At 40.1% G+C, this 24755-nt stretch carries 29 protein-coding genes; 17 read left to right on the forward strand and 12 right to left on the reverse strand.

Annotated features, from left to right (window positions below; all coding sequences use genetic code 11):
- Window positions 1-48 precede the first annotated feature (48 nt).
- Window positions 49-975 (forward strand): DUF1295 domain-containing protein, encoded by a 927-nt coding sequence (locus H9Y05_RS11390; protein WP_163491268.1) that lies wholly within the window; start codon window positions 49-51, stop codon window positions 973-975.
- A 71-nt stretch (window positions 976-1046) separates the two neighbouring features.
- On the opposite strand, the gene H9Y05_RS11395 is transcribed toward H9Y05_RS11390, so the two are convergent.
- From H9Y05_RS11395 to panB, 4 genes are all read right to left on the reverse strand, one after another.
- Entirely contained in the window at window positions 1047-3473 is a 2427-nt protein-coding gene (locus H9Y05_RS11395; protein ID WP_216714357.1) for a glycoside hydrolase family 2 protein, read from the reverse strand.
- Between the two features lie 545 nt (window positions 3474-4018).
- Window positions 4019-4396: a GxxExxY protein gene (locus H9Y05_RS11400; RefSeq protein ID WP_216714358.1), complete on the reverse strand. Its 378-nt coding sequence runs from the start codon at window positions 4394-4396 to the stop codon at window positions 4019-4021.
- 67 nt (window positions 4397-4463) lie between these two features.
- On the reverse strand, window positions 4464-5177 hold the full coding sequence (locus H9Y05_RS11405) for an RluA family pseudouridine synthase (RefSeq protein ID WP_216714359.1): 714 nt from the start codon (window positions 5175-5177) through the stop codon (window positions 4464-4466).
- Window positions 5178-5179: 2 nt separating this feature from the next.
- Window positions 5180-5995: a 3-methyl-2-oxobutanoate hydroxymethyltransferase gene (gene panB / locus H9Y05_RS11410; RefSeq protein WP_163491274.1), complete on the reverse strand. Its 816-nt coding sequence runs from the start codon at window positions 5993-5995 to the stop codon at window positions 5180-5182.
- A gap of 208 nt (window positions 5996-6203) precedes the next feature.
- Here panB and H9Y05_RS11415 point away from each other — a divergent pair, with 208 nt between their 5' ends.
- Entirely contained in the window at window positions 6204-7385 is a 1182-nt protein-coding gene (locus H9Y05_RS11415) for a hypothetical protein (RefSeq protein WP_216714360.1), read from the forward strand.
- Between the two features lie 21 nt (window positions 7386-7406).
- Here the strand turns inward: H9Y05_RS11415 and H9Y05_RS11420 are convergent, their stop codons facing one another.
- Window positions 7407-7703 carry a hypothetical protein gene (locus H9Y05_RS11420; RefSeq protein ID WP_163491278.1) on the reverse strand — a complete coding sequence of 99 codons (297 nt, stop codon included), beginning with the start codon at window positions 7701-7703 and terminating at the stop codon, window positions 7407-7409.
- A 79-nt stretch (window positions 7704-7782) separates the two neighbouring features.
- Between H9Y05_RS11420 and H9Y05_RS11425 the strand changes: the two genes are divergently transcribed.
- From H9Y05_RS11425 to H9Y05_RS11440, 4 genes are all read left to right on the forward strand, one after another.
- Window positions 7783-7992, forward strand: a complete 210-nt coding sequence (locus H9Y05_RS11425; protein WP_163491280.1) for a helix-turn-helix domain-containing protein — start codon at window positions 7783-7785, stop codon at window positions 7990-7992.
- Between the two features lie 239 nt (window positions 7993-8231).
- Window positions 8232-8972 carry a dienelactone hydrolase family protein gene (locus tag H9Y05_RS11430; RefSeq protein ID WP_216714361.1) on the forward strand — a complete coding sequence of 247 codons (741 nt, stop codon included), beginning with the start codon at window positions 8232-8234 and terminating at the stop codon, window positions 8970-8972.
- A 95-nt stretch (window positions 8973-9067) separates the two neighbouring features.
- A complete protein-coding gene (locus H9Y05_RS11435) occupies window positions 9068-9700 on the forward strand; it encodes a nitroreductase family protein (protein ID WP_216714362.1) in 633 nt (210 codons plus the stop codon).
- A 256-nt stretch (window positions 9701-9956) separates the two neighbouring features.
- The gene (locus tag H9Y05_RS11440; protein WP_216714363.1) at window positions 9957-12983 is read left to right on the forward strand and encodes a T9SS type A sorting domain-containing protein; all 3027 of its coding nucleotides are present in this window, start codon (window positions 9957-9959) and stop codon (window positions 12981-12983) included.
- A 104-nt stretch (window positions 12984-13087) separates the two neighbouring features.
- Here the strand turns inward: H9Y05_RS11440 and H9Y05_RS11445 are convergent, their stop codons facing one another.
- Complete coding sequence (locus tag H9Y05_RS11445) at window positions 13088-13516, reverse strand: hypothetical protein (protein ID WP_163491288.1); 429 nt, start codon at window positions 13514-13516, stop codon at window positions 13088-13090.
- 5 nt (window positions 13517-13521) lie between these two features.
- Entirely contained in the window at window positions 13522-13956 is a 435-nt protein-coding gene (locus H9Y05_RS11450; protein WP_216714364.1) for a barstar family protein, read from the reverse strand.
- Window positions 13957-14245: 289 nt separating this feature from the next.
- Here H9Y05_RS11450 and H9Y05_RS11455 point away from each other — a divergent pair, with 289 nt between their 5' ends.
- On the forward strand, window positions 14246-15127 hold the full coding sequence (locus H9Y05_RS11455; RefSeq protein WP_216714365.1) for a DMT family transporter: 882 nt from the start codon (window positions 14246-14248) through the stop codon (window positions 15125-15127).
- 54 nt (window positions 15128-15181) lie between these two features.
- Window positions 15182-15973 carry an MBL fold metallo-hydrolase gene (locus tag H9Y05_RS11460; RefSeq protein ID WP_235992187.1) on the forward strand — a complete coding sequence of 264 codons (792 nt, stop codon included), beginning with the start codon at window positions 15182-15184 and terminating at the stop codon, window positions 15971-15973.
- A gap of 2 nt (window positions 15974-15975) precedes the next feature.
- Here the strand turns inward: H9Y05_RS11460 and H9Y05_RS11465 are convergent, their stop codons facing one another.
- Complete coding sequence (locus tag H9Y05_RS11465) at window positions 15976-16848, reverse strand: transglutaminase-like domain-containing protein (RefSeq protein WP_205729564.1); 873 nt, start codon at window positions 16846-16848, stop codon at window positions 15976-15978.
- A gap of 126 nt (window positions 16849-16974) precedes the next feature.
- The gene (locus H9Y05_RS11470; protein ID WP_216714366.1) at window positions 16975-17868 is read right to left on the reverse strand and encodes a 1-aminocyclopropane-1-carboxylate deaminase/D-cysteine desulfhydrase; all 894 of its coding nucleotides are present in this window, start codon (window positions 17866-17868) and stop codon (window positions 16975-16977) included.
- A 32-nt stretch (window positions 17869-17900) separates the two neighbouring features.
- Between H9Y05_RS11470 and H9Y05_RS11475 the strand changes: the two genes are divergently transcribed.
- On the forward strand, window positions 17901-18095 hold the full coding sequence (locus H9Y05_RS11475; RefSeq protein WP_163491296.1) for a DUF5522 domain-containing protein: 195 nt from the start codon (window positions 17901-17903) through the stop codon (window positions 18093-18095).
- Here the strand turns inward: H9Y05_RS11475 and H9Y05_RS11480 are convergent.
- Window positions 18092-18640 (reverse strand): lysophospholipid acyltransferase family protein, encoded by a 549-nt coding sequence (locus H9Y05_RS11480; RefSeq protein ID WP_163491298.1) that lies wholly within the window; start codon window positions 18638-18640, stop codon window positions 18092-18094. The genes H9Y05_RS11475 and H9Y05_RS11480 overlap by 4 nt on opposite strands.
- 159 nt (window positions 18641-18799) lie before the next feature.
- On the opposite strand from H9Y05_RS11480, the gene H9Y05_RS11485 reads away from it, so the two are divergent.
- From H9Y05_RS11485 to H9Y05_RS11520, 8 genes are all read left to right on the forward strand, one after another.
- Window positions 18800-19594: a thymidylate synthase gene (locus H9Y05_RS11485; RefSeq protein WP_163491300.1), complete on the forward strand. Its 795-nt coding sequence runs from the start codon at window positions 18800-18802 to the stop codon at window positions 19592-19594.
- Window positions 19554-20927 carry a CapA family protein gene (locus tag H9Y05_RS11490; protein WP_163491303.1) on the forward strand — a complete coding sequence of 458 codons (1374 nt, stop codon included), beginning with the start codon at window positions 19554-19556 and terminating at the stop codon, window positions 20925-20927. Before H9Y05_RS11485 ends, H9Y05_RS11490 begins: the two co-directional genes overlap by 41 nt.
- A complete protein-coding gene (locus tag H9Y05_RS11495; RefSeq protein ID WP_163491305.1) occupies window positions 20924-21430 on the forward strand; it encodes a dihydrofolate reductase in 507 nt (168 codons plus the stop codon). The genes H9Y05_RS11490 and H9Y05_RS11495 overlap by 4 nt, the downstream gene beginning before the upstream one ends.
- Window positions 21431-21560: 130 nt before the next feature.
- Window positions 21561-21899, forward strand: coding sequence for a hypothetical protein (locus tag H9Y05_RS11500; RefSeq protein ID WP_163491307.1), 339 nt, complete (start codon window positions 21561-21563; stop codon window positions 21897-21899).
- A gap of 124 nt (window positions 21900-22023) precedes the next feature.
- A complete protein-coding gene (locus H9Y05_RS11505; protein ID WP_216714367.1) occupies window positions 22024-22236 on the forward strand; it encodes a hypothetical protein in 213 nt (70 codons plus the stop codon).
- A 106-nt stretch (window positions 22237-22342) separates the two neighbouring features.
- Window positions 22343-22972, forward strand: coding sequence for a hypothetical protein (locus H9Y05_RS11510; RefSeq protein ID WP_216714368.1), 630 nt, complete (start codon window positions 22343-22345; stop codon window positions 22970-22972).
- A 118-nt stretch (window positions 22973-23090) separates the two neighbouring features.
- Complete coding sequence (locus H9Y05_RS11515; RefSeq protein WP_235992188.1) at window positions 23091-24020, forward strand: IS1595 family transposase; 930 nt, start codon at window positions 23091-23093, stop codon at window positions 24018-24020.
- A 47-nt stretch (window positions 24021-24067) separates the two neighbouring features.
- Window positions 24068-24232: a YegP family protein gene (locus tag H9Y05_RS11520; RefSeq protein ID WP_216714369.1), complete on the forward strand. Its 165-nt coding sequence runs from the start codon at window positions 24068-24070 to the stop codon at window positions 24230-24232.
- On the opposite strand, the gene H9Y05_RS11525 is transcribed toward H9Y05_RS11520, so the two are convergent.
- Together H9Y05_RS11525 and H9Y05_RS11530 are read right to left on the reverse strand one after the other, a co-directional pair.
- The gene (locus H9Y05_RS11525; RefSeq protein WP_216714370.1) at window positions 24221-24367 is read right to left on the reverse strand and encodes a hypothetical protein; all 147 of its coding nucleotides are present in this window, start codon (window positions 24365-24367) and stop codon (window positions 24221-24223) included. The two genes, H9Y05_RS11520 and H9Y05_RS11525, sit on opposite strands and share 12 nt — an antisense overlap.
- A 64-nt stretch (window positions 24368-24431) precedes the next feature.
- Entirely contained in the window at window positions 24432-24668 is a 237-nt protein-coding gene (locus tag H9Y05_RS11530) for a helix-turn-helix domain-containing protein (protein WP_216714371.1), read from the reverse strand.
- Window positions 24669-24755 lie beyond the last annotated feature (87 nt).

Raw genomic sequence — 24755 nt, forward strand, 5'->3', positions numbered from 1 at the left:
AATACGTTTTTGTTATCTTTAAAATCTTAACTATTTACAATTTATACGATGTTGTTGACAATTCTTTTATTGATTTTCACAGTGGTGGTTGTTCCACTTGTGAGTTTTTACTTCGGAACGCCCTTAACTGCCGAACAAACGGACATTTTATATACAATGGGTTCTGTGGCAGCGGGAATGATTATTTACTGTTTTGTGGTAGGTGAAATCACAAATAACAACTCCCAGATTGATAAATTGTGGAGTGTTATTCCAATCGTATACACCTGGGGAATGACATACCTCGGGGGGTGGAATGAACGCATGATTCTCATGTCGATTCTGGTTACTATCTGGGGGGCACGCTTAACCTTCAACTTTGCCCGAAAGGGAGGGTATAAGTGGCCAATCTGGGCGGGAGAAGAAGATTACCGATGGGATATTCTACGTAAAAAACCGGGATTCAGCAATCGGTTTGTGTGGATGCTTTTCAACCTGTTTTTTATTTCTGCTTACCAGGGGACACTTATTTTTCTGTTTACATTACCTATTTTAACCAGTCTTTCAGAAAATGCGGTGCCGTTATACTGGGCTGATTACCTGTTGGCAATAGTGTTTATCGGTTTTGTGGTCATCGAGTTTATAGCAGATCAGCAGCAACACATTTTTCAAACGGAAAAACGGAAACGAATCGAGCACAACCTGCCAATGGAAGAATACGGAAAGGGATTTATTTCAACAGGTCTCTGGGCTTATTCCAGACATCCGAATTACTTGTCAGAGCAAAGTATCTGGGTTGTATTCTATTTGTTCAGTGTAACCGCAACCGGAGAATGGATTAACTGGTCTGTTGCCGGATGTGTATTACTGATCATCCTGTTTAAAGGAAGCTCTGATTTTTCTGAAGGAATTTCTGCCGGAAAATATCCCGAATACAACAACTACATTGCCAATGTTCCGCGGTTTATTCCTTTTCTCAAAAAGAATAAAATATAGTTGGAAGTATTTTCGCATTTAAATAGTGCCTGTGTGAGAAAATAAAATTTAACTCAGTCGCTCCATCCGTTTTACTGGTTTACAAACCGTACGCGAATCTCTTCTTTACTGAACGTACCGCCACGTTGCACTTCAAATTCATGTCGCCCCGGAAGTAACGTTTCAAAGTTTTTATTCAAATGAAATGGTTTTGATTCAGAATAAATCCAACAATTAATCAGTGGTTTATCAGTCGTGAGTACCAGTTTTTGTTGGCCGTTGGCATCTGTCAGTAAATCGATTTCCGGTTGGGACGGAACAGGGGAGAAGCGGTTCGTTGTTGCGTTGTGAAATGTTCGGTGCAACTCCGTTCCGTTCCGATCTTTCCAGGTAGCTGTTACAATGTAATCGTTCAGTGGTTGTTCCATCAATGAAAAAACAGGTAGTGAAACAACAGTTTGGGGTTCTACATCAACAAAAAATGAATACTGCGCCAACCATTTTCCGGATAAGTCATAAAAATCAAAGCGTACATCCGTGTGATAAGGTTGCGTCCAGTCACTTACCAGATAAAATTCTTTTCGGTTTAAGGCGCGTTCAACTGCCAGCACAGCGATGTTTTCATAATCCTTTTTTGCTTCGTAATGCAATGCCTTCCAATTGCCATAATAATCCATACTCGACCAGGTAGGAGCCGGCCAGCAGTCATTGACCTGCCAGTAAAGTGTCCCTGAACAACGTGGCCAATCGGCGCGATGACCGGAAATAGCCATACTGACAGCTTTTGCCTGGGTTAACTGTGAATAATAAATAAACGTTTCAAAATCAGCTGCTTTTCCAAACAAAATGTCGGCATGCTTTTTTATCATCCCGTTCCCGACGTAGCTTTTCTGCCGCAGTTTCATGACTTCCGATTCCAGGTTCCAATCTTTTTTTTCGATCACGGAACTCAATGTAGAGTATTCCGGGAAACTCTGAAAACCGTATTCAGCATTAAAACGACCTATTTTTGTTCCGAAATCTTCAATCGGGTCTTTTCCATGCCATACTCCCCAGTAATGTTGTGAGCCGTGATTGTAATAGTCTGATTTGCCCCAATTACTCAGAGGACTCGTGTGAATGTACGGAACGGTAGAAAATTCAGAAATACGTTCGGGAATTAATTTTTTAAACAGATCGTCATACGCCTGTTCAATTTCCTTTACAGACTTCCCGATCAAACCGTATTTCAACTGGAAACCCCAATTTCTCCAGGCAACTTCCACTTCATTGTTTCCGTTGAGAAGAACAACCGAAGGGTGACTGGTCATACGGGGAATGTGATAGTCAAATTCACGTTTTACATTGGAGAGAAATTCACTCGTTCCGGGATACATGGCACAGGCAAACATGAAATCCTGCCAAACCATGATTCCTTTTTTATCACACTCCTCAAAAAAAACATCGTCCGGATAATACCCGCCTCCCCAAACACGCACCATGTTGAAATTGGCACGCGCCATTTGCTCAATTACAAAACGAACAGAGGCATCTGTAACACGTGCAGGAAACACTTCCTGAGGAATGTAATCACCTCCTTTACAGAAAATGACTTTTCCGTTTACTGCGATTTCATACGATGTTCCAAAAGCATCTTTTTCCTGTATCAATTGAGCGGTTCGAATTCCAAATTGTTTATTGATGTGATCAATCGTTTCTCCGCTTTGATCATAGAGTAGCCATTCGTCGTCGTATAAAAATGGTTCCCCATAATTAACTGGCCACCAGAGAACAGGATTCTTTACCTGAATAATCGCTTTAATCCATTCCCCTTCCTTTTTCCAGTTGACATCACCAAACAACCTGCTTTTCCAATGCAATCCGTTTTTTACTTCATTGGACAACAAAATTGAAATGGAAATTGTTGCAATTGAATCCTGAACGGAAAGTGTTTGAACAGCACTTTGAAGAATTTTATTTTCCTTGTACGTCGTAATTTTCACTTCTTTGTTGAATCCGATTGTATTCATTCGAAACGTCCAGTCCCAGCCAAATTGATATTGCGGTTTACGGGTGTAGGGAGCAATGGCGATTTTATCCGGGTCGTTTGGAGCGGGTAATTTATATGCGGCTTTTTCATATGTATCTTTGTGATACATCACCGGAGGAGTAAACACGGCGCGCAATTCATTCTTTCCTGCTTTTGCCAGCTTGTTGATATTCATTCGGTAGGGAAGAAACGCATTGTCACACGTTAAGATCAATTCTCCGTTCAGATAGATTTTTGCGTACGTGTCAACCGATGGAAATTCGAGATCAATGATACGGGTAGTAAGTTCTTCTTCGGTGATTGAAAAGTCACTTGTTAATTCCCATTCATACTCTTCAATCCAGCCGAATAACTGTTCATTCATCCCTACGTGCGGATCGGGAAGGTAACCGTTTTGAATCAATGCTTCCTGGATACTGCCTTTTGAACCAAGCATAACCGTTTCATTATTTTTCGGATTGGTAAATTGCCAGCTGATGATTTTGTCCATAGCGAAAAGGGATTGTGTTGATAAAGTAACCGACAAGATGATTAAATAAACTACAAAGCGCATTGGTGTTAATCGGAATTGGTGACAGAATAGCTTTATTTCAATTGTTATACCAAAAATAGAATTTTTATAGTTTGCTCAACAGGTGGATTCAAATTATTCGGAGAATATACCTCAATAAAACGGTTTGGGAGGTTATGGGAAGAGGATGATTTTGTCCCGCAGATACACGCAGACTTCTTTCGCAGATTTGCGCAGAGCAAGTCATAGAGCTATATATTCAGAGCTACTTCTAACCATGCACTCTCGATCACACAAAAAAATCAGCGTTCATCAGCGATGCAAAATCAGCGAACATCTGCGGGAAACAATACGCCACTATTTACAAATGATTCCCTTCCTGATCCACTCATCCTGCACATATATCCATAGAAAACAACAGAGCGATAGAGTGTATGCAATATCCATCAAAAGCACTTCTAACCATGCACTCACGATCACACAAAAAAATCAGCGTTCATCAGCGGGAAACGACACATCACTATCTACAAATTATTCACCTTCCTGAAAATTGATTTAGCGATGTTGTCAGAATTAAAATTCACCAGTAATCCCAACCGGAGATTCGACAACTTCAAATAAGTAATCAATTGTTTGTGATGAACATCCAGGATATATTCAACAGATTTCAATTCGATAATAATCTTGTTTTCAACCAAAATATCAAGTCTGTAGCCAATATCCATCTTCACAGATTCATACCACATCGGCAGCCCGACTTGTCGTGAATGTTTCAACCCGATTTTGGAAAGTTCATAGATTAAAGCTGTTTCATACGACGACTCTAAAAGCCCGGGACCTAAATTGTTATATACATTAAAGATACACCCTCGAATAGCATAGGATAATTCATTTTCAGTCATAAAAGGAGGTTTTTACCGATTAAGATAGAAAATAAATCAGATAAATCAAAATAAAACAAAGTGAAAATCAGCGGGCATCTGCAGGAAATAATTTTTCAAAATGCTGCCACAAATTATCTTTCGGTACAGGAGCGGTTACAACAATTTCATCCCCGGTTGTAGGGTGGGTAAACCGTAGTGTGCGTGCGTGCAGATGAATTGATCCATCCGGATTACTTCGCTTCGCTCCATATTTCAAATCCCCTTTGATAATACAGCCAATATTCGCTAATTGACAACGAATCTGATGATGTCGCCCCGTTTCAAGCTCGATTTCCAGTAAATGGTATTTATCCGAAGAAGCTACATGTGTGTAATTCAGGATTGCCTTTTTAGCATTGTGGGCGCCCTCCCTGACTACATATGATTTGTTTTGTTGCTCATTCTTTGCCAACCAGTTGACAAGCCGATCTGTATCTTTCGGAGGCATCTGCTCAACAACCGCCCAATAAATTTTTCCCGTTTCTTTTTCCCTGAATTGTGCATTCAGTCGCTCCAAAGCTTTACTTGTACGTGCAAATACCAATGCTCCGCTCGTTGGACGGTCCAGACGGTGAACAACCCCGCAAAAAACATTTCCGGGTTTATTATACTTTTCTTTCAGATACGCTTTAACTCGTTCGGGAAGCGGTTCGTCTCCTGTTTTATCTCCCTGAACAAGATCGGAAGCTTTTTTATTGACTACAAGTGTATGATTATCCTCGTGGAGAACTTCCAATTGGTATTTTTCTGCCGGAGACATGCTTAATACTGCTCGTCTTCACTTGGGAAGCTCCCAGATTTAACATCCTCAATGTAACGGGAAAAGGAAGTCATCATTTCCTCGTACAAATTATTGTATTTTCTCAAAAAACGAGGATTGAATTCATTATTAATTCCCAACATGTCATGTACTACCAACACTTGTCCGTCAACACCATTCCCTGCACCGATTCCAATGATCGGAATGGAAACGGATTCGGCTACTTTTTTAGCTAAATGAGCTGGGATTTTTTCTAAAACAATGGCGAAACAACCCGTTTCTTCCAATAATTTAGCGTCTTCCACTAACCGATTTGCTTCTTCTTCTTCTTTTGCGCGGACAACGTATGTCCCGAATTTATAGATCGATTGAGGTGTTAGCCCCAAATGCCCCATCACCGGAATCCCGGCTGTCAGAATGCGGGAAATTGACTCAATAATTTCTGCACCTCCTTCCAGTTTTACCGCGTGTCCTCCCGATTCTTTCATGATCCGGATCGCACTTGAAAGGGCCTCTTTGGAATTCCCCTGGTAAGAACCAAACGGAAGATCTACAACTACCAATGCACGGTTTACAGCTCTCACGACAGAGGAAGCGTGATAGATCATCTGATCCAGCGTAATCGGAAGAGTCGTTTCGTGTCCCGCCATTACGTTAGAGGCGGAATCTCCCACCAAAATAACTTCTATTCCTGCCGTGTCAATAATACGTGCCATGGAATAATCGTAACCTGTCAGCATGGTAATCTTTTCACCACGTTCTTTCATCTCGCTGAGCGTCTTTGTGGTAACGCGCTTGATATTGGTATGTACAGACATAATCTACATTGTTTGTTCTACCGCAAAGCTACAAAAAATCCGGTACGGTGCTTTCCAATATTCGATAAACAACTCCTTTTTACACATGGTTCGATGCTTCGGAAAGTATTGCCTGAGTATTCAGAAAGTCATGCACTCAATGTCTGTAATGACGCATTTTTTATAATTTAGTATGTCTCATGAGACAAGACAGGCAATTACAACAAGTATGAATAAACTGATTTTCATTCCGTTCCTCACCCTATCCCCGTTCTTTTTTGCAACGGGACAATCGTATCCGGAAACCTATAAATTCACAGAGGATATCCGAAAAGACATGGAACGTGACACCACGGCATGGAAATATCAGGTCGGGGCAACCAACTATGCTTTTGCAGGAGATTATTTAAACGCATTGAAGGCCTGGGACGAGGGATTTAAACCACGTAACTATATTCCTACGTCGCAAGATTCTGTTACATTACAAAACGCTGTTTTCAAACATGCAACCGATTACATTGTAGAACGTTCCGTCAATGAGCAAATAATTATCATCAACGAAGCGCACCACAATCCCAAACACAGGGCATTCACCCGGTCGCTGCTGGAGGGATTGTACACAAACGGCTACCGTTACCTGGGATTGGAAGCACTGACAGATAGTATCATCAATGAACGGGGATACGCTGTCAGTGAGAGCGGTTATTATACAGGTGAACCTGAATTCGGTAACTTGATTTATGAAGCAAAGAAACTTGGATTTACAATTTTTGGCTATGAGGCAGCCCCCGGAAAGAACGGAAAGGAGCGGGAAATAGAACAAGCAACAAATATCCGGCAATTCATGGAGACAAACAGGGAAGGGAAGATGCTTATTCACTGCGGATTTGACCATGTATACGAAAAGGAAGTAAGTAGTTGGGGAAAGGCAATGGCCGGCCGATTAAAAGAATACACAGGAATTGATCCCCTGACAATCGATCAGGTGAAATTTACAGAACGAAGTAAACCGGAATTCAGCCATTACTTCCTGTCAGCAGCACACCATAAAAATCCATTTATAATGACGAACCCGGAAGCTACTGTTTTTAACGGATTCGGAACCTCCAATCAGACGGATCTCGTTGTGTTGCATCCGGTGACAACCTATAGAAACGGATGGCCTGACTGGTCAACAACAGGTAGAAAAGAATACTGGCTTCCTCAGAGGAAACGAAAGAAATACCCTGGGACAGTACAAGTACTGGTGTATCGTCCCAGAGAATATGAAAACATGGGTATCCCTGTGACAATAACGGAATTACAGCCAGGTATAAACAAGCCTCTCTACTTGCAATGCAATCATTATACAGTGATTATCAGGAACAAAGAATATGTAGTAATAGATCGATTCTCTGTTGTAGTAAAGTAGTACTTGTGTATGCGTAAATGGTTATTGCACGTAGTTATTCGACGTGGAGTTGTACTCGGATAATTGCTCAAAAATCCGTTCTGCCAACGCCTCCACTTTATCAGAAGTGTCGTATTTGGACAAATCTCCGCCTTCGTCAATCAAGCGGTAGTACATATCTGTATTTCGCTCATCATCGGGTATCCCCATCAACGAAAAAATCACTTTTGCACTCCCTAAGTGATACTTGTATGCTGAGATGTCCAGCCGTTTTAAACCAATAATCAGACGGGCAATTTTAATATCATCCCTGATCAAATGTACAATGTTATTTTTCATGGAATCCTTTTTGAACAAATATACTAAAATGTATTCAATTGAATACAGATTAAATGTATTTTATAGAATACAATTGCGAATGGATAAAAAAGAAGTGCTCTTACAGCTTGGTGAGCGGGTAAAGGCGATACGGATTCAGAAAGGACTCACCCAAACTGAATTAGCGAACAGAATCGGAAAAGATCATCCGAGTATCAATAAATTGGAAAACGGAAAGGTTAATCCCAGCTATTACTTTTTATATGAAGTAGCCATTGGATTGGGAATAAACGTCAACGAGTTGGTTTAATGATCTAATAGCAGTATCAATGCCGTGCTTGATCTACAAATGTTAGAACCATCATTAATGACTGACCTGTTATCAGTGAAAATTTAGTTAAATTGCGTTCAATTGGTCGGGATGTTCTGCTTTCATTCCTAATTTTACAGGATATGCGTTAACAGGTGCAGCATCCGGAGTATTGATCTCCGTAAATCAGGACCAAATAACAAATAAAAAACAATAGATACACCCCAAAATAAGTGACTATGAAAAAGTTGTTTTTAGTATGTGCAATCGGTTTGACATTGAGCATTAATGCTCAGGAATTGAAACAAGTGACCTACAATGACGGCACGCAACAACTGAACGGGATGGTAACTTCCAATGCAGGGGAAAAACGCCCCGGAGTTTTGATCCTTCCCGCATGGAAGGGAATTGACAATGAAGCAAAACAAGCCGCGTTGGAATTGGAAAAACAAGGGTATATTGCATTCATTGCAGATATTTACGGAGAAGGGAATATTCCTGCGGATAATCGTGCGGCCGCGAAGATTGCCACACAGTACAAGAATGATTATAAATCCTATCAGCAACGTATTTCCCTCGCGTTGGAGGAATTGAAAAAACAAGGTGCGATTGCGGATAAAATTGCTGTGATCGGTTATTGTTTCGGTGGTACGGGGGCTCTTGAAACAGCAAGAGCGGGATTACCTGTCGCCGGAGTGGTAAGCATTCACGGAGGGTTGGTAAAGACAGGAAACCGTCCTGTTTCTCAGATTGCAACAAAAGTATTGGTAGAACATCCGGCAGAGGATAAATCCGTAAGTAAAGCTGATTATGAGAATTTTATTACTGAAATGAACGCAGGAAAGGCCGACTGGCAAATTATCACGTATGCGCATTGCGGACATACCTTTACCAATCCGGAATCCCCGGACTACAATCAATTGATGGCTGAACGTGCATGGAATCATACCATATTGTTTTTGGCTGAACTGTTGAAATAAAGCAGGAACAATTGATTGGATTAAACGACCGGAAACTTAGGATGGTTCCCTGTACCGGTAAAAGAAAATGAGTGAACGAAACGAATTAGCACAAGATGACACTACTGGATGATCTCAACTGGAGGCATGCAACAAAAGCATACGACCCCGTTAAACAGGTGAGCAGGGAAGACCTGTATAAAATTCTGGAAGCAGCCCGGCTCGCACCCACATCATCCGGATTGCAGCCGTTCAGAATTATTGTTGTAGAAAATCAGGAACTGAAATCCAGGTTGGTTCCCGGGGCACTCAACCCTGATTGTATGCGTGAATGTTCATACATCCTTGTGTTTGCAGCATGGGACAACTATACACCGGAACGGATTGACGCCATGTTCGACAGAACAACAGCTGAGCGGAATCTTCCCTACGGGCGCTTCAGAAACTATACGGACGCTCTGAAGCGTATCTATGGTGCTTCCTCCCCGGAACAAAACTTTAATCACGCAGCGAAACAAACCTACATTGCACTTGGGCTGGCATTGGCACAAGCAGCTGAATTACGCATTGACAGTACACCGGCAGAAGGATTTGATAACCGGTTGATTGACGAAGTGTTGGGGTTGTCCGAATTAGGTTTAAAAAGCGTAACACTCATGTACATCGGATATAGTGATCCTGAACGGGATTGGCTTGCACCGATGAAAAAAGTCCGCATTCCTATGGATGAGTTTTCAACAATCCGATAAGGTGACTTAAATCAATAAAAAATGTGACTTAATTTTTTTAAAAAAGATTTTAATTGTTTATTTTTTAACAAATTAATCTGATCTGTAGATGCATTGTAGATAAATTACAGGTTAATAAATAATTATAGCAAAGGAATAGTTTATCCACATTGATTAACAATAAATTAAGATTTTTTAAATTTTCATAGGTGTCGATTCATTTTTAAATGGGTAGTTTTGCAACCGAATTAATTATTTACTCTTTTATTAAAACACTATGAAATTAAAGTTACAATGGCTGTATGCAGCCACACTTACGATTTTTTCAGGTACAGCGATCAGCCAGGCGACGCTTCATGTATCCGCAACGGGTACAGATGTTTCGAATGACTGTACATTGCCTGGAAATCCGTGCGCGACGATTGGTCACGCGTACACACAAATCACAGCAGGAGACACGATTAAAGTTGCTCCCGGATCCTACAACTTAAATGCTACATTAAACATTTCTGAGTCAGTAGTAATCACTTCTTCGGACCCTTCAGATCAACCTGTTATTACATCATCAGTTGCCGATTTGATCAACGTAAACAGTGATGATGTAACAATCAGCAATCTGAATTTTCAAATGGGATTGACAGCTACTTCAGGATTGAGAGGTATCGTTTCAACACAAAACTTTGACAACATCAAAATTTTGAACAACACATTTGAATCAACGAATCCGATCAGTGGAACACCAAATACAAACATGGTTTGGACAGCTTTCGCAATTTCATTGGCTTCTGATAACGGACACGTTCAAAATGTTGAAATCCGTAACAATGAAATCATTGCAGCAAGTACTGCAAACATCTTCGGACGCGGAATTTTCATCGGAAACGGTGGTGCAGGAAAAGATGCTCCGGGTGGAATCATCGACGGAAACAATGTGACAGCGTATTATGCCATTCAGTCTGCACGATTTGCAAATGACATGGATATTACGAACAACACGTTCAATGGTATCACTATGATCAACGCTCCGCTGACAGGTGTAACGGTAGCAATTGACAACAACACTTTCAGCGGTGAAACACAAATGACACCAAACAGCTTGTATGCATTGGTAGAATTGCGTAGCGTGGAAGATGCGTCTGTTATTTTCAGCAATAACACAGTAGAAAACTACGCGAACATCGGGTTCATCAGCGAGTCTTCTAAAAATGTAACAGTAAGCGGAAACACTTTCAATCCTGCTGCAACTGCTGCAAACTTCATCTCATTGATGGTGAATACAAAATTCATGACGAATGGTGTTCAGGGGAATACGTATTCAGATGAAATTGAAATCTTAGGAAACACATTCAATGCAGGAACTGTTAACCAGGGAACAGCAATCGTATTTGCGGACCACTACGGAGTGAATACACCGGCATTCGGTACAATCACAATCGGTGGTGCAACTGCTGCAGATCAAAACATTTTTGACGCGGATTTAGGAAAATACATCGTATTGGATGACAATGCAGGCGCTAGTACAGCATACCCGCTTTGGGCTCCTTATCATTCAACAACAATGAAACCGGTTGATCAAAACATTACTGCATTGGCAATCCACAATAACTACAACCTGGTTGATTTCGCTGCAATTGAAGCAAAAATTACAGACGCGGATAACAATCCATTGTTAGGGCAGGTAATCATCAAATCTGCGGGACCAAACAGATATGTGGCGACAACAGGTACTGACGTATCCAATGACTGTACATTGCCAGGAAATCCATGTGCGACAATTGCTCACGCGGTTGAAGTAGCTGTTGATTCCGACACAATTAATGTTGCTGCAGGTACATATGCACAAACTGCTATTTTGACAATTGATGTGAATGACCTGACTGTAAGAGCAGGTGATGCAAATGACAAGCCGGTGATCACAACAAATCAATCAACTGTTTTTGATATCAACGCAACGGATGTTAAATTAAACGGGTTACGATTGGAGCTTGGATTGACAGCTGCAACAGGTAAATACGGTGTTGTTTCTACAACAAGCAACTTCAACGGATTGGCTTTGACAAACAATGAAATCGTTTCTACATCTCCGGTAATTCCTTACGGAATGGTATGGGATGCATTCGCAGTACGCCTGAACTCATTGGCAGGTGCAATGGATAACGTGACAATTACTGATAACGTAATCGGAACAGCTACAGCTTCAGATAACAACATCTTCGGACGTGGTATCGCATTGGGATCAGGATCTGCTGACGGACCTGCGGCGAACATTTCAAACAACGAAATCAAAGCATACTATACTGTACAGGCAATTCGTTCTACTGCTGACGTGACAATCGCAAACAACGATATCCAGGGAATCACAATGATCAATGCTCCATTGACAGGAGTTGAAGTTGTGGTAGAAAACAACACGATTGATGCCGTTACACCAATGGCTGCTGATAACCTGTACGCATTGGTTGAAATCAGATCTGTTGAAAACGCAACTGTAGAGATCAACGGGAACGATTTCACAAACTACACCAACATCGCTTTGTTGAGTTCTGCATCTAAAAATGTAACTGTTTCAGGAAATATCTTTACGCCTGCATCAACAGCAGACGCGTTTGTATCTGTAATGGCGAATACAAAAATGATGACAAACGGTGTTCAGGGAGATACTTACGGAAATGAAATCGTATTGGTAGGTAACGAATTTGAAGCAGGTGCTGCAAATGAAGGTACTGCAATCGTATTTGCTGACCACTACGGAGCTACAACTCCTGCGTTTGCAGCTGTAACAATCGGAGGTACAGCGGCGGCAGATAAAAACATCTTTGATGCAAACCTGGGGAACTACATCGTATTGGACGACAAAACAGGTGCAAGTTCATCTGTTCCGTTGTGGGCACCGTATTCAGTGACAACAATGAAACCTTTTTCTCAAAGCATCGAAGCATTGTATGACAACAATACATACAATCAGGCAACAATTGCTGACGTTGAGTTGAAAAATACAGATTCATTGGATAACGACGAATTAGGAAAAGTAATCTTGACCTATTCAACGGTAGGATTGGATGAAGTAGCGATTTCAGCTGCAACATTGTATCCAAACCCTACTGCGGATCAATTGACAATCTCATTGAACGATAACAGCGCAACTGCTGCATTGGAAGTTGTTGATTTATTAGGAAACGTTGTGTACACAACAACTGTTTCAGGAGTTAAAACAATCAATGTAAGCAATCTGAATGCAGGAGTTTACGTGACACGTTTGACTACAAACGGAGTTACTGCAAGCACACGTTTTGTGAAGCAATAAGTAATTACCGTCAGAAGTAATTAAAAAAATCCCCTCGTTAGAAATAGCGGGGGGATTTTTGTATTTGGTTCGTTCACGACTACGAATCAATAAAGGGACTTGATCTAAATCGATTGTACGCTTCCTTTCCAGCGATCGTTCAATGAGCTGATTTGCGCATCTTCATGTGTTTGTTTCACACAGAAATTCAACAACTTTTCGACCAGTAGGTATTCATTCGTATGTGCTTCAAAATTGCGGATGATCAATTGATATGCGTTAGTTGCATCAACATAATTGATCGTAAAACAAGTTCCGTCATTAATTGTAATTTGTTTTGTCTGATGTGGCTTTTCGGAAGCGTGGTGAATCCATTTGTGCATCTCCGGGAAAAAAGCATCATCTAACGGTTGAGCAGCCCATGTTTTCGGATCCGAACGCCTGCCTTTCCATTTCGAGCAAATGATAATCATGTGAAGCGTAGTGTTGTTTTGTTTCACTTCGATGTCCCATTCTTCGGAAAGGCTTTCAATCTGAACTTTGAGTGTTTTCATGGCTTTTAATGACTTTCTTTAAAGGACAAAGCTAACAGAATACTGTGTTTTCTACCTCTGTCAAGTTCACGTCGGTTGACTGTCTCAACGGCAACTAACAAACTGTTTATGATGACCATGTTTGCGTTGGAAAAATTGATCAGTTCTAATACTAAAACCTCTTCTTTTCCTAAGACAACCTTACTCATACCTTCTTCCGGAAATCGCATGCTCTGTAAACAATCGATTAATGCATGTGTATTTTTTCCGTAAAAATCAGGAAATCCCAATTCAGCATTGAATTTATCGTGCAAAGCTGAAATATCAGTGATATTTCTAAAATCGATCGTTATTCTTTTTTCCATTTTTAAGTCTGCTCTACTAAGTATACCTGGAACCGGATATTTCTCCCTTTTCGCTCTTTCGACAATGCTTTGATCGCCTGTTGAACCGGATCCCATTGAGGGCTAAATTAACTTATTATTTGTATTCATGACACCTTATTTATGTTCAATACTTGTCGTGTCGGTGAGCTCCCGCATGATTGCAGAACCGATTCCGGCAGTTCCGAAAGAAAAGCCAAAAAATAATCCGGAAATCATTCTGACATTTCAATCCAAATATTATTCAGTTTCATCGGCAGAACTTACATTAATTTAACATGGGGATCGCTTTGAATTCGGTACTTTTGTGCGCAATTAAACAGACAAACAAGTATTCGCAATACAGATTTAAAACGAATCACACACCATGAGAGCAAGAGGGTATATGCTGGCAGCTGTTTCAGCTGTCTTTTACGGATTAATTCCTTTATTTATCTTACCGGTTAAAGCCATCGGATTCCCGCTGGATGTCACCTTGTTTTATCGTTTTTTTATTGCCGCACTGATCTTATTGGCGTATTTGATTTACAAAAAAGAATCATTGCGCATGACTGGTAAGGAAGCTCTGATTTATGTCGCACTGGGATTATTTTACTCTTTGTCATCAGAGTGCTTGTTTTTAGGTTATGATTACCTGACACCAGGCATTGCATCGACAATTTTATTTGTGTACCCGGTAATTGTCGCCCTGATCATGGTGTTTTTCTTCCGTGAAAAAATAACAAAACCAACTATTTTCTCACTGATAATCTCCTTGTTGGGAGTCGGAATTCTGAGCATGAAAGATGCCGGCTTTCAAATCAATGTGACAGGTTTTTTAATCGCATTGGGGAGCGCCTTATTTTATGCGTTGTACCTTGTAATTGTCAACAAGTCTGAACTGGAAGTCTCCGGGATGAAGATCACTTTTTACTCCCTGCTTTTCTCTTCGGCGTATTACTTTATCAAATCCTTCGTTTTGCAAAAGTCACTGGCCCTTCCGAGTGTGGAAGTTCTTGTCGATATTTCATTGTTTTCACTCATCACAACTGTGTTTTCCATCATGGCGCTGATTTATGCTATTCAACTCATCGGGTCCACCCACACAGCGATCATGGGTGCATTAGAACCGGTTATTGCCATTGTGATAAGTGTCGGCTTCTTTGGAGAGCACCTCACAGTAACATTAACCATAGGAGTTGCGATGATTCTTATCGGCGTGCTGATTAATGTGGTATCCGGAGAAAAAATGGGTGAAGACCGGTTGTAGCAGAAATGGTGTGAGATTATTTTTTTATTTTTACCTGTTGAAGATTGATGTGAATTGAACTCAAAAGAACAATTTAAAGTAACCGTACTTGGCTCAGGAACTTCTCAGGGAGTACCGATGATCGCATGTGATTGCGAAGTGTGTCGCTCCGAAAACCCCAAAGACAAACGTCTTCGCTCGTCCATTATGCTGTCGATTAACGGATTGAATTATGTAATTGATACAGGCCCTGATTTTCGTCAGCAGATGTTGCGGGAACAGGTAAAGGAGCTGGAAGCTGTTTTCTTCACGCATCAGCATAAGGATCATTTGGCGGGACTGGACGATGTAAGAGCATTCAATTTCCGACAGCAAAAAGACATGAAAATTTATTGCGATGTGCGGGTTGATGAAGCATTACACCGTGAATATGAATACGTTTTCGCCTCTTTTCGATACCCGGGCATACCACGTCTGGACATTCAAATTATTGACAAAAATACGTCTATTACACTTGCTGGCGGAGGAACAATCACAACGATAGAGGCCATGCATTACAAACTTCCGGTGCTTGGATTTCGCTATAAAAACTTTACCTATATCACCGACGCCAAAACATTTTTACCTGAAGAAATTGAAAAAGTAAAAGGAACTAATGTTTTGTTTGTAAATGCATTGAGAAGGGAAGAGCATATTTCCCATTTTAACCTGGAGGAAGCATTGGAATTTATCCGCATCATTAACCCCGAAAGGGCGTACCTCACACACATTTCTCACTTGATGGGAAAATACGAAGATGTTCAGCAAGAATTACCCGACAATGTTTTTTTAGCATACGATGGGTTGACGCTGAATCTGGAAGAGTGATATTACGATAGGATGTCGCGCAATTCGGTCAATTCCTTTACCCGTTCGGCATTCCCCGCCTGTTGAAAAGCGCTGATCAGATTGGTCAGCATTCTCCGGATCACTGCCGTATTCGAACAGGGTTCAAAGTATTCCCGCGAAGCAGGTAAATTCAGGTTCTTTAGGAAATCATGGATTTCCCCTTCATCAAACAGCCCTCCTTTTGAAAACGGATTGATGTAAAACAAAATTCCCGTTTTATTTCCTGCTTTTGCAAATTGGTTAATCCCGTCTTCATCAATATAGGCCAGTACAAAATGATTTGGAAGATTGACTCCGTAAACCGGCATCCCCAGCGATTGAGCGACGATGCTATACAGAATACTCAAACTCAACGGATTGCCCTTTCTTGAGTCGATAACGGTGTTGATGTATGAATTTTGCGGCGCGTGAAAATCTTTTGAATCCCCGTGAAACCGGTATTTTCCAAAGAAAATTTTGTTAAAGATACGCACCTTCTCAAAAGCTGTCTGCCGGTGACTTAATTCCAGCCAGATTTCCTTTCTCATTTCCACAATGAATTCCCGGATATGATCTTCGTCCAGTCCCGGGTATTGATATTTAGCAACGACAATAGCACCTGAAAGCAAATCTTTTTCACCCTCCAACCATAATTGAAGTTGTTTCTTTGTGTATTCAAACTGTATTTCGTGAATCAATTGTTCAACACGCGTCAGAAAGATCAGCCCGAAATCTTTTTCACCCCACGAGTTCTCTAAATACGGAATGGCATCCGGTCCGTACTGTAAAAGACGGTCCCTGACATGCAGGAAGATGTTCTCATCCGGATCGTCAATCAGGTGAATTAAAGCCTCTATGTTCGTTGAATCAGACATTTTGGCAAATTTAAGACAGGATTTTACTGTTCCTGAATGATAGGGAAACAGGTTTTCAAATACAGGTTGTTAATTTTCTCCTTCATTCATCTGTTTCTTCACTGTTTAAAAGGACTGATCGAAAAATCAATGACTCAAAAAAAGTCCGCCGGTATGTAAAAAGACAATAGTCGAATGATTGTAAGTCGGTTGTTTGATTTCTTGCATCAAACCGTAAAAAGCTTTTGATGTATACACTTTATCCAGAGGTAGTTGGTATTTTTTTTCGCAATCGTCAATAAAATCAATCAATTCGTCTGTCACCTTTGCATAACCGCCGAAATGATAATCCCCGTGAACACAAACAGAATTAAGTAACTCTTCAATTAAATCCATTTCAAATCCTGATTTACTGAATAATAAACTCATTTCTTTTTTTGAGTCATACTGTTTAATGGAGGGCACAACATGAAGTTGTTGTGCATGGATCCCGAGTAATAATCCACAGCTTGTTGCAGCTGTTCCCTGTGCGACAAAAAGGTGATCAAAAGCAGGTAATTCATTGATGAGTTCCTGGCAACCGATCATTCCGTAATAGTTCGCCCCGCCTTCCGGGACAATGTAGGAATTTGGAAATTCAAGAATTAATTCTTCATGGTATTCTTTCATTCCACGTAAAGCATATTCATCGCGCGTGACAAAATGCAGGTGCATTCCCAATTCCCGGCAACGTGTCAACACCGGGTTCGCTTTTGCGGACAATTCTTCTCCTCTGACAATTCCGATCGCGGGAATCTTCAATTGATGACAGACACTCGCTGTTGCCAGCAAATGATTGGAGTAAGCACCTCCGAACGTAAGCATCCGTTCATTCCTGGATTGTTTGAAATGTTCAACGATGTAGCGGAGCTTTCGCCATTTATTTCCGGAGACTTCAGGGTGAATCAGATCATCCCGTTTCACCAGGAGCCGGATTCCCCTTGCTGACAGTTCTTCATCCCTGATTTCCTGAAGAATGGATTTTCTTGTATCGAATAACATATTCTGAATCTTAAATTGTCTATTTTTGTCCCATGCAGGATGACATGTCGGGCTTTTCGAAAAAAAAACGCTGGGAGGATGATGACTATTATTACACTCCCGAAGGATACGTTGTATTTACCGAAAAATTCCATTTGAAGCGTGGTTATTGCTGCAAAAGCGGTTGCCGCCACTGCCCGTACGGTTACGATAAAAAAACAGGGACGGTACACCCCAAAAAGCCTTAGTCCTCTGCCTTGATACCGTTCTCAGGAACACGCCCCGTGTATTTACTTAACACTTTTTTCAGATGCCGGATATCTGCTTCCACATCGCCGGTTGGTTCAAACAGGCTGTCCCACCCCCCGGTTTTATTCTTGTAATCGATGTAAGCCACGTAAATCGGAACGTTTGCTTCTTGTGCAATGTAGTAAAACCCTCTCTTCCAATGTGAATTGTAGTTACGGGTTCCTTCAGGTGTAAATACCAGGAACATGTTGTCGTTTTTTGCAAATTCTTCTACCGCAATCTGGGTCATGTTATTTTTCTTCTTCCGGTCGACAGGAATGCCACCTAATTTTCGCATGAACCATCCAAACGGAGGTCGGAATAATTCCTTTTTGATCAGGAATTTCGTATTTACTCCGTAATAAGAAAAGGTAATTCGTCCGATAATAAAATCCCAGTTAGAAGTATGCGGCCCCATACAGACCACACATTTTTTAACCTTTGGCGGAGTTTTATCTATTTTCCATCCAAAAAGACTGAGTATGAAAATTCCGATTTTTCCCATGCTTCAAAAGTAGTATTTTTTTGAAATAACACACATGAATAACAATTGCACAGACACGATCAATCAAAAACAGGTCGTTGATAAATCGTGAAAACTTCTTTTCAGCCCCGCTGGATAATTTTGTAATTTCGTTGTTGCAACCAGAACAGAGTTAACAACATGAAACAATACCACGATTTACTCCGGCATATCTTGGACAACGGCGTAAAAAAAGAAGATCGGACAGGTACCGGTACTATTTCTGTATTCGGCTACCAAATGCGCTTTGATTTGTCAGAAGGATTTCCGGTGCTGACAACCAAAAAGCTGCATTTACGCTCTATTATTCACGAATTATTGTGGTTCTTACAAGGAGATACAAATATCAAATACCTGAAAGATAACGGTGTCGGAATCTGGGATGAATGGGCAGATGAAAACGGTGACTTAGGTCCTGTTTATGGGCATCAGTGGAGAAGCTGGCCAGGAAAAGACGGACAAACCATTGATCAGATCTCCAAAGTAGTGGATCAGATTAAACGCAATCCGGATTCACGCCGATTGATTGTTTCTGCATGGAACGTAGCAGATGTAGACAACATGGCATTGCCTCCGTGTCACTCGCTGTTTCAATTTTATGTGGCCGACGGGAAATTGAGCTGCCAGTTGTATCAACGCAGCGCCGACACATTCCTGGGGGTTCCGTTTAACATTGCTTCTTATGCGTTGCTGACAATGATGATTGCCCAGGTGTGTGATCTGGAACCGGGAGAATTTGTACATACATTCGGTGATACACACTTGTACCTGAATCACATTGAGCAGGCTCAGTTACAACTGACACGGGATTTCAGACCATTGCCAACCATGAAAATCAATCCGGAAGTAAAAGATATTTTTTCCTTTAAATACGAAGATTTTGAACTGATCAATTATGACCCGCATCCACACATTAAAGCTGCAGTGGCTGTTTAGCCTCTTACTACTACCCGCGCTTGTTTTTTCTCAAAACGGACAGTCTGTTTCCTTGCTCTTTGTCGGTGATGTTATGCAGCATGGACCGCAAATCAAAGGTGCGTACAACCCGTCAACTGACCGCTACGAATACGAACATACCTGGCAATTCATCAAGCCTACAATCGAAAAAGCAGACCTTGCGATTGCCAACCTCGAAGTAACTCACGCAGGAAAACCCTATTCCGGTTACCCGCAGTTCTCAGCGCCGGATGATTTATCCCGTGCGTTGAAAAATACAGGATTTGATATTCTCCTCACTGCGAACAACCATTCCTGCGACGGAGGTGCAAAGGGAGTTGTAAGAACACTGGATGTATTGGACGGACTGAAACTTCCGCATACCGGAACCTTCAGAAGTAAAGAAGAACGGGATCAGAATTACCCGTTAATCGTAGAGAGAAACAACCTGAAAATTGCCATTCTTAATTACACATACGGAACGAACGGATTGTATGTAAAAGCCCCGTTGATCATTAATTACATTGACAGCGCCGTACTAAAAACCGATTTTGAAAAAGCAAAAAAACAAGCTGATTACATCATTTGCACGATGCATTGGGGAGATGAGTACAAATCACTGCCGAATGCCAAACAAAAAAGTTGGGAACGGTATTGTTATGAGTTGGGAGCCGACATGGTCATCGGAAGTCACCCGCATGTTATTCAGCCTGTCGAACGCAAAACAATTGACAACAAAGAAAAGTTGACGGCTTATTCTCTGGGAAATTTCGTTTCTAACCAGCGCGATCGTTACAAAAACGGAGGAATGATGTTACGCAGTGAAATTGCCAGAGAAAATAACCAGGTTGTATTAAAAAAAGCAGATTACATGCTTTTTTATGTTCATACAGCTGAAGAAGGAGCTTACAAACATTATTATGTATTGCCGGATTACCCGTATGATTCTTTAGACGGTCAGTTTTTCTCCGCAACCGAACGGGCTACCCGTGATCAGTTTTTTACAGACAGTCGTGATCTGATGAACAAACACGGGAAAAACATTGCTGAATTCAAGGTGAGTAAAAACATCACATTTGACCGAGTTTTGAAAGGGTATTATGCAATTGAGATCGATTCTTCAGAACTCAGGTATATGGAACATCAATTGCCGCACATGGAAGTCATTTACTCAGAGCGGGATTTGGACGGAAAATCACACGTATTGATCGGTTACGCGGAGTCTGAGGTTGCAGCCAGGGGAAATAAGCAGATGATTGATCTGATTGCAAACAAACCGGAGAATGTGAAAATTGTTCATGTAAGCCGTTTCGGAATAAAAGAAATCAAATGAGAGTAGCACTGATTGTTGCCATGGATAGGGAAGGAGGCATCGGAAAAAACAATGACCTGATGTGGCATCTACCTGCTGATATGCGTTTTTTTAAAGCAACCACAACCGGGCATATTGTTGTATTAGGGCGTAAAAATTATGAATCCATTCCGGAACGTTTTCGTCCGCTCCCGGATCGGGAAAATGCGGTTTTGACCAGGAATAAAGCATATATCGCTCCGGGATGTATTGTCTTTAATTCACTGGAAGCATGCCTGGCACATTATCAGAATGAAACAGAACGCACCGTTTTTATCATCGGGGGAGGAGAAATATATCAACAAGCACTGGCGGCAGATGTAGTAGATGAATTGTACATCACACATGTAGACAACGTGTACGATGCGGATACTTTTTTTCCGAAAGAAGACCTCTCCGGATGGCATGCAACGACTGTTCAGTCACAGCAACCGGATGAAAAACACGAAGCAGGCTTTGAAATCATCAAATATACACGTTCGTAATTTTTGATCTATGAACCGAACGCATATACCATCACGAGGTTTCAGTATGCTGTTCGTGCTGCCTTTTTTGATGTCGTGTTTTGGGAATTCTCCCAATGAAACAACTTTAACGGATTCCGATAAGAAGTATATGGAAGAACTTGGCGTGTTAAATCCGGGGGAAGAAATTCAACTGTTTTATACACAAGGTGGTGTCAAAGGGATCAAACAATCCGGAAACTTGATTACTTCCGAACGGATTGCTGCTTATTGGATTGAGGACAATGACAAGGAGATTCATTCTGCATTGTTTGCCTCTGAAATCGATTCCATTACCACAAAGGATTTGGTAAATAATCCGTTGTACTCATCCTATATTAAAGTGTACAAAAAAAACGGAGAGATATTCAGCGCATATATTGATGCAGACAGCACCAAGACCTACCAATTTTTCCAACAGGCAATCGACAATCTGGAAAAAGCACGTTAGGTATTATTAATTTAGTTTCCGAAAGGTGCTGATAACCAATAAATCTTTACGTAACTATACCCTTATTGACTAGAAATTATTGATATAAAATCAAACAATTTAAATGTTTGAATGTATAATAGATATGGATTTAACAACAGAAGAAATATTAATTAATAAAACATTTTTGATTATAAATGCAATAATGTTTATAACATTAGAAGAACAAAAAGAAACCGCAACACCACAAGAAATTTATGATTATTTACTGGAAAAGAATATAATGGAAATATCGCTTAATGATATTGTTTCAATTTTAGAAACAATAAATAAACATGGTAACAAACGGTCTACATAACCCCACTTTAATCAATGTTATGTAAAGTTTTCATTGATTTGAATAGTGTTGTTAGTATTTTTCTAAATTGTTTATATTCAGCTCATATTAACTTTTAATCCTCACTATGGAAAATGAAATTGAACACTTAAAATACTTGGACACTATTTTATCATGTTTAAAAAATGGTATTCGATCTTCTTTCATAGCATCAGCTTTATTTAAGTATATAGAGGGAGCAAATGTTCCGATGCATAAGATTCTAGAAAAAGAAAATGAACCTAATTATGATGATCGTACTTTAATTCCTATAGCTCATCTTGACATAGATAACTACAAACAACAAGTATTTAGAGAGGCAATTGCTCATCTTCGAGATTTAAAACTAGTATCAACAAGTGAAAATGACATAGGAGATAGAACAATTATATCTTTAACTTTCAAAGGTCGAATTAAAACTACTTTTGGTTTTGTTGCTGAATATGAAAAGGAAAAAGATGATAGAGAACTTCGAAATAAACAACTTAGGGTTTCTCTCGGTCTTTCTTTGATGCAAAAATGGACAATTTGGATAGCTATCGTTTTAGCGGCAGGGGGATTTTCATTGAGTTTGTCATCATTCTCGAAAAAGGGCGATAATATTTATCAACACAGATGCAATTGCCAAACAGAGTGCAAAACCAATCCAAAAGTTTTGAGTGGCACGAATATCAAGGTCAAAAGCATTTCTAAAGAAACGCCCGATACGCTTAAATAATTTTGTCATAATGATTTTAAAATTAAAAAGTCATTCATTTTTTGAACGACTTGTGACGATTATTACTTTTTATTTAAAAATCCCCGTTACTTTCTGAAAACTACGACATTCCTTCTATATGGAAGGATTGAAGAGTTTTACAAGCATATACGAACTGTTGGAGTTCTTTCCTACAGAAGCCGTTTGTGAAGAGTATTTAGCTCAGCACAGATGGAAGGATGGTGTTTCTTGTTGTCCTTATTGTGAGAGCCGACGGGTATCTAAGTTAGAAGGTAAAACCAAACGTTATAAATGCTATTCATGTAGAAAGCAATTTAGTGTTCGAGTTGGTACATTGTTTCATAACTCTAAGCTCCCACTTAAAAAATGGTTTATCGCTATTCATCTTCTTACCACTTCTACTAAAGGTATCAGCTCTTATCAGTTGGCGCGGGAACTAAAGATCAGCCAGGAATCAGCTTGGTTTGTCTTACATCGAATCCGGGAAACTTATAATCAATCTAAGAACAAATTCAGAAAAAAGAAATTGGAGATTGATGAAACATTGTATGGAGGTGTTGAAGCTAACAAACATAAAAACAAAAAGACCAAAAATAACCAAGGTAGAAGCACTAAAACCAAAGCTGCTATTCTCGGTATTATGGAAAGAAACGGAAGTGTATTTGCAATTCACCTGGAAGATTTAAAAGGAAACACAATTATTCCGATAATCAAATCTAAAATCAGTAAAAATGCTACGGTGTTCACAGATGAATACAGACCGTACAGACAACTAAAACAAAACTTCAAACACCAATACGTAAATCATTCACAAGGTAAATATGTGATTGGAGAAGCCCACACCAATAATCTCGAAGGCTTCTGGTCGCAAATGAAAAGAGCTATCGGAAGAACTTATCACAGTGTCTCTAAAAAACATTTACAACGTTATGTAAATGAAGCTGTATTCCGCCACAACAACACAATAGAAGAAAGATTCAATATTGTACTTTCAAAATCTATAGGTGTAAGGTTGGATTATGAAACGTTGGTTGGTAAAGTTGCTTAATGTCTTATTTGTAATGTTTTGTATATTTGAAAGAAATTCAATCTATTATGTCAAAAGAACTACGTTGGGAATTTTATCAGGATAAGAAAGGAGAATGGCGTTGGAAAACCTTTGCTAAAAATGGTGTACAAGTCGGAGCCTCAACAGAAGGTTACACCACTAAACAAAACGCGGTTAAAAATGCTAAGATAATGGGATATTCAGTTAAGTAGTCCTATTACCGTTTCACCAATACCTCTTTTATCCGCTTCGTGTTGTGCTTCTTTCCATGATGGGGCATAAATATACCATCCATAAATAACACCATATTTATTTGTAAACTCTGTAAGATATTTTTTGTCTTTCATTTAACTCTGTTATATGTGTTACAAAGTTAATTAAGACTTGTGTTTTGTACAAAAATATTGAAAACTACATCTTTATATTCTTCTCAAACTCAGCCATTATTTCAGAAGATTTACAGTCAAAAGCCATAGCTAGTTTTTCCATCCAATAAATTGTAGGAGTTAATTCACCTCTTTCTATTCTTGATACATTTTGAGGATTATTGCCCAAAGCAGAGGCTAAGTCCGTTTGACTCCATCCTTTCTTTATTCTCTTCTCCTTCAAGTACCTACCAAATGCCCTATTGAACTCTGACTTTTCCATATATCATGGATGTCTTAGCCCCTTAAAGAGTTGGACTGAATTTATAAAACAATTTAGTAATATCTTTAAGAGTAATGAAAAAAGCAA

The sequence above is a fragment of the Taishania pollutisoli genome, assembly GCF_014518315.1.
Taxonomy (GTDB): domain Bacteria; phylum Bacteroidota; class Bacteroidia; order Flavobacteriales_D; family Crocinitomicaceae; genus Taishania; species Taishania pollutisoli.

Excerpts from the sequence above, each read along its gene's own strand:
- H9Y05_RS11390 (WP_163491268.1), top strand. The coding sequence starts at position 49 with ATGTTGTTGACAATTCTTTTATTGATTTTCACAGTGGTGGTTGTTCCA.
- H9Y05_RS11395 (WP_216714357.1), bottom strand. The coding sequence starts at position 3,473 with ATGGACAAAATCATCAGCTGGCAATTTACCAATCCGAAAAATAATGAA.
- H9Y05_RS11400 (WP_216714358.1), bottom strand. The coding sequence starts at position 4,396 with ATGACTGAAAATGAATTATCCTATGCTATTCGAGGGTGTATCTTTAAT.
- H9Y05_RS11405 (WP_216714359.1), bottom strand. The coding sequence starts at position 5,177 with ATGTCTCCGGCAGAAAAATACCAATTGGAAGTTCTCCACGAGGATAAT.
- panB (WP_163491274.1), bottom strand. The coding sequence starts at position 5,995 with ATGTCTGTACATACCAATATCAAGCGCGTTACCACAAAGACGCTCAGC.
- H9Y05_RS11415 (WP_216714360.1), top strand. The coding sequence starts at position 6,204 with ATGAATAAACTGATTTTCATTCCGTTCCTCACCCTATCCCCGTTCTTT.
- H9Y05_RS11420 (WP_163491278.1), bottom strand. The coding sequence starts at position 7,703 with ATGAAAAATAACATTGTACATTTGATCAGGGATGATATTAAAATTGCC.
- H9Y05_RS11425 (WP_163491280.1), top strand. The coding sequence starts at position 7,783 with ATGGATAAAAAAGAAGTGCTCTTACAGCTTGGTGAGCGGGTAAAGGCG.
- H9Y05_RS11430 (WP_216714361.1), top strand. The coding sequence starts at position 8,232 with ATGAAAAAGTTGTTTTTAGTATGTGCAATCGGTTTGACATTGAGCATT.
- H9Y05_RS11435 (WP_216714362.1), top strand. The coding sequence starts at position 9,068 with ATGACACTACTGGATGATCTCAACTGGAGGCATGCAACAAAAGCATAC.
- H9Y05_RS11440 (WP_216714363.1), top strand. The coding sequence starts at position 9,957 with ATGAAATTAAAGTTACAATGGCTGTATGCAGCCACACTTACGATTTTT.
- H9Y05_RS11445 (WP_163491288.1), bottom strand. The coding sequence starts at position 13,516 with ATGAAAACACTCAAAGTTCAGATTGAAAGCCTTTCCGAAGAATGGGAC.
- H9Y05_RS11450 (WP_216714364.1), bottom strand. The coding sequence starts at position 13,956 with ATGGGATCCGGTTCAACAGGCGATCAAAGCATTGTCGAAAGAGCGAAA.
- H9Y05_RS11455 (WP_216714365.1), top strand. The coding sequence starts at position 14,246 with ATGAGAGCAAGAGGGTATATGCTGGCAGCTGTTTCAGCTGTCTTTTAC.
- H9Y05_RS11465 (WP_205729564.1), bottom strand. The coding sequence starts at position 16,848 with ATGTCTGATTCAACGAACATAGAGGCTTTAATTCACCTGATTGACGAT.
- H9Y05_RS11470 (WP_216714366.1), bottom strand. The coding sequence starts at position 17,868 with ATGTTATTCGATACAAGAAAATCCATTCTTCAGGAAATCAGGGATGAA.
- H9Y05_RS11475 (WP_163491296.1), top strand. The coding sequence starts at position 17,901 with ATGCAGGATGACATGTCGGGCTTTTCGAAAAAAAAACGCTGGGAGGAT.
- H9Y05_RS11480 (WP_163491298.1), bottom strand. The coding sequence starts at position 18,640 with ATGGGAAAAATCGGAATTTTCATACTCAGTCTTTTTGGATGGAAAATA.
- H9Y05_RS11485 (WP_163491300.1), top strand. The coding sequence starts at position 18,800 with ATGAAACAATACCACGATTTACTCCGGCATATCTTGGACAACGGCGTA.
- H9Y05_RS11490 (WP_163491303.1), top strand. The coding sequence starts at position 19,554 with ATGACCCGCATCCACACATTAAAGCTGCAGTGGCTGTTTAGCCTCTTA.
- H9Y05_RS11495 (WP_163491305.1), top strand. The coding sequence starts at position 20,924 with ATGAGAGTAGCACTGATTGTTGCCATGGATAGGGAAGGAGGCATCGGA.
- H9Y05_RS11500 (WP_163491307.1), top strand. The coding sequence starts at position 21,561 with ATGGAAGAACTTGGCGTGTTAAATCCGGGGGAAGAAATTCAACTGTTT.
- H9Y05_RS11505 (WP_216714367.1), top strand. The coding sequence starts at position 22,024 with ATGGATTTAACAACAGAAGAAATATTAATTAATAAAACATTTTTGATT.
- H9Y05_RS11510 (WP_216714368.1), top strand. The coding sequence starts at position 22,343 with ATGGAAAATGAAATTGAACACTTAAAATACTTGGACACTATTTTATCA.
- H9Y05_RS11515 (WP_235992188.1), top strand. The coding sequence starts at position 23,091 with ATGGAAGGATTGAAGAGTTTTACAAGCATATACGAACTGTTGGAGTTC.
- H9Y05_RS11520 (WP_216714369.1), top strand. The coding sequence starts at position 24,068 with ATGTCAAAAGAACTACGTTGGGAATTTTATCAGGATAAGAAAGGAGAA.
- H9Y05_RS11525 (WP_216714370.1), bottom strand. The coding sequence starts at position 24,367 with ATGAAAGACAAAAAATATCTTACAGAGTTTACAAATAAATATGGTGTT.
- H9Y05_RS11530 (WP_216714371.1), bottom strand. The coding sequence starts at position 24,668 with ATGGAAAAGTCAGAGTTCAATAGGGCATTTGGTAGGTACTTGAAGGAG.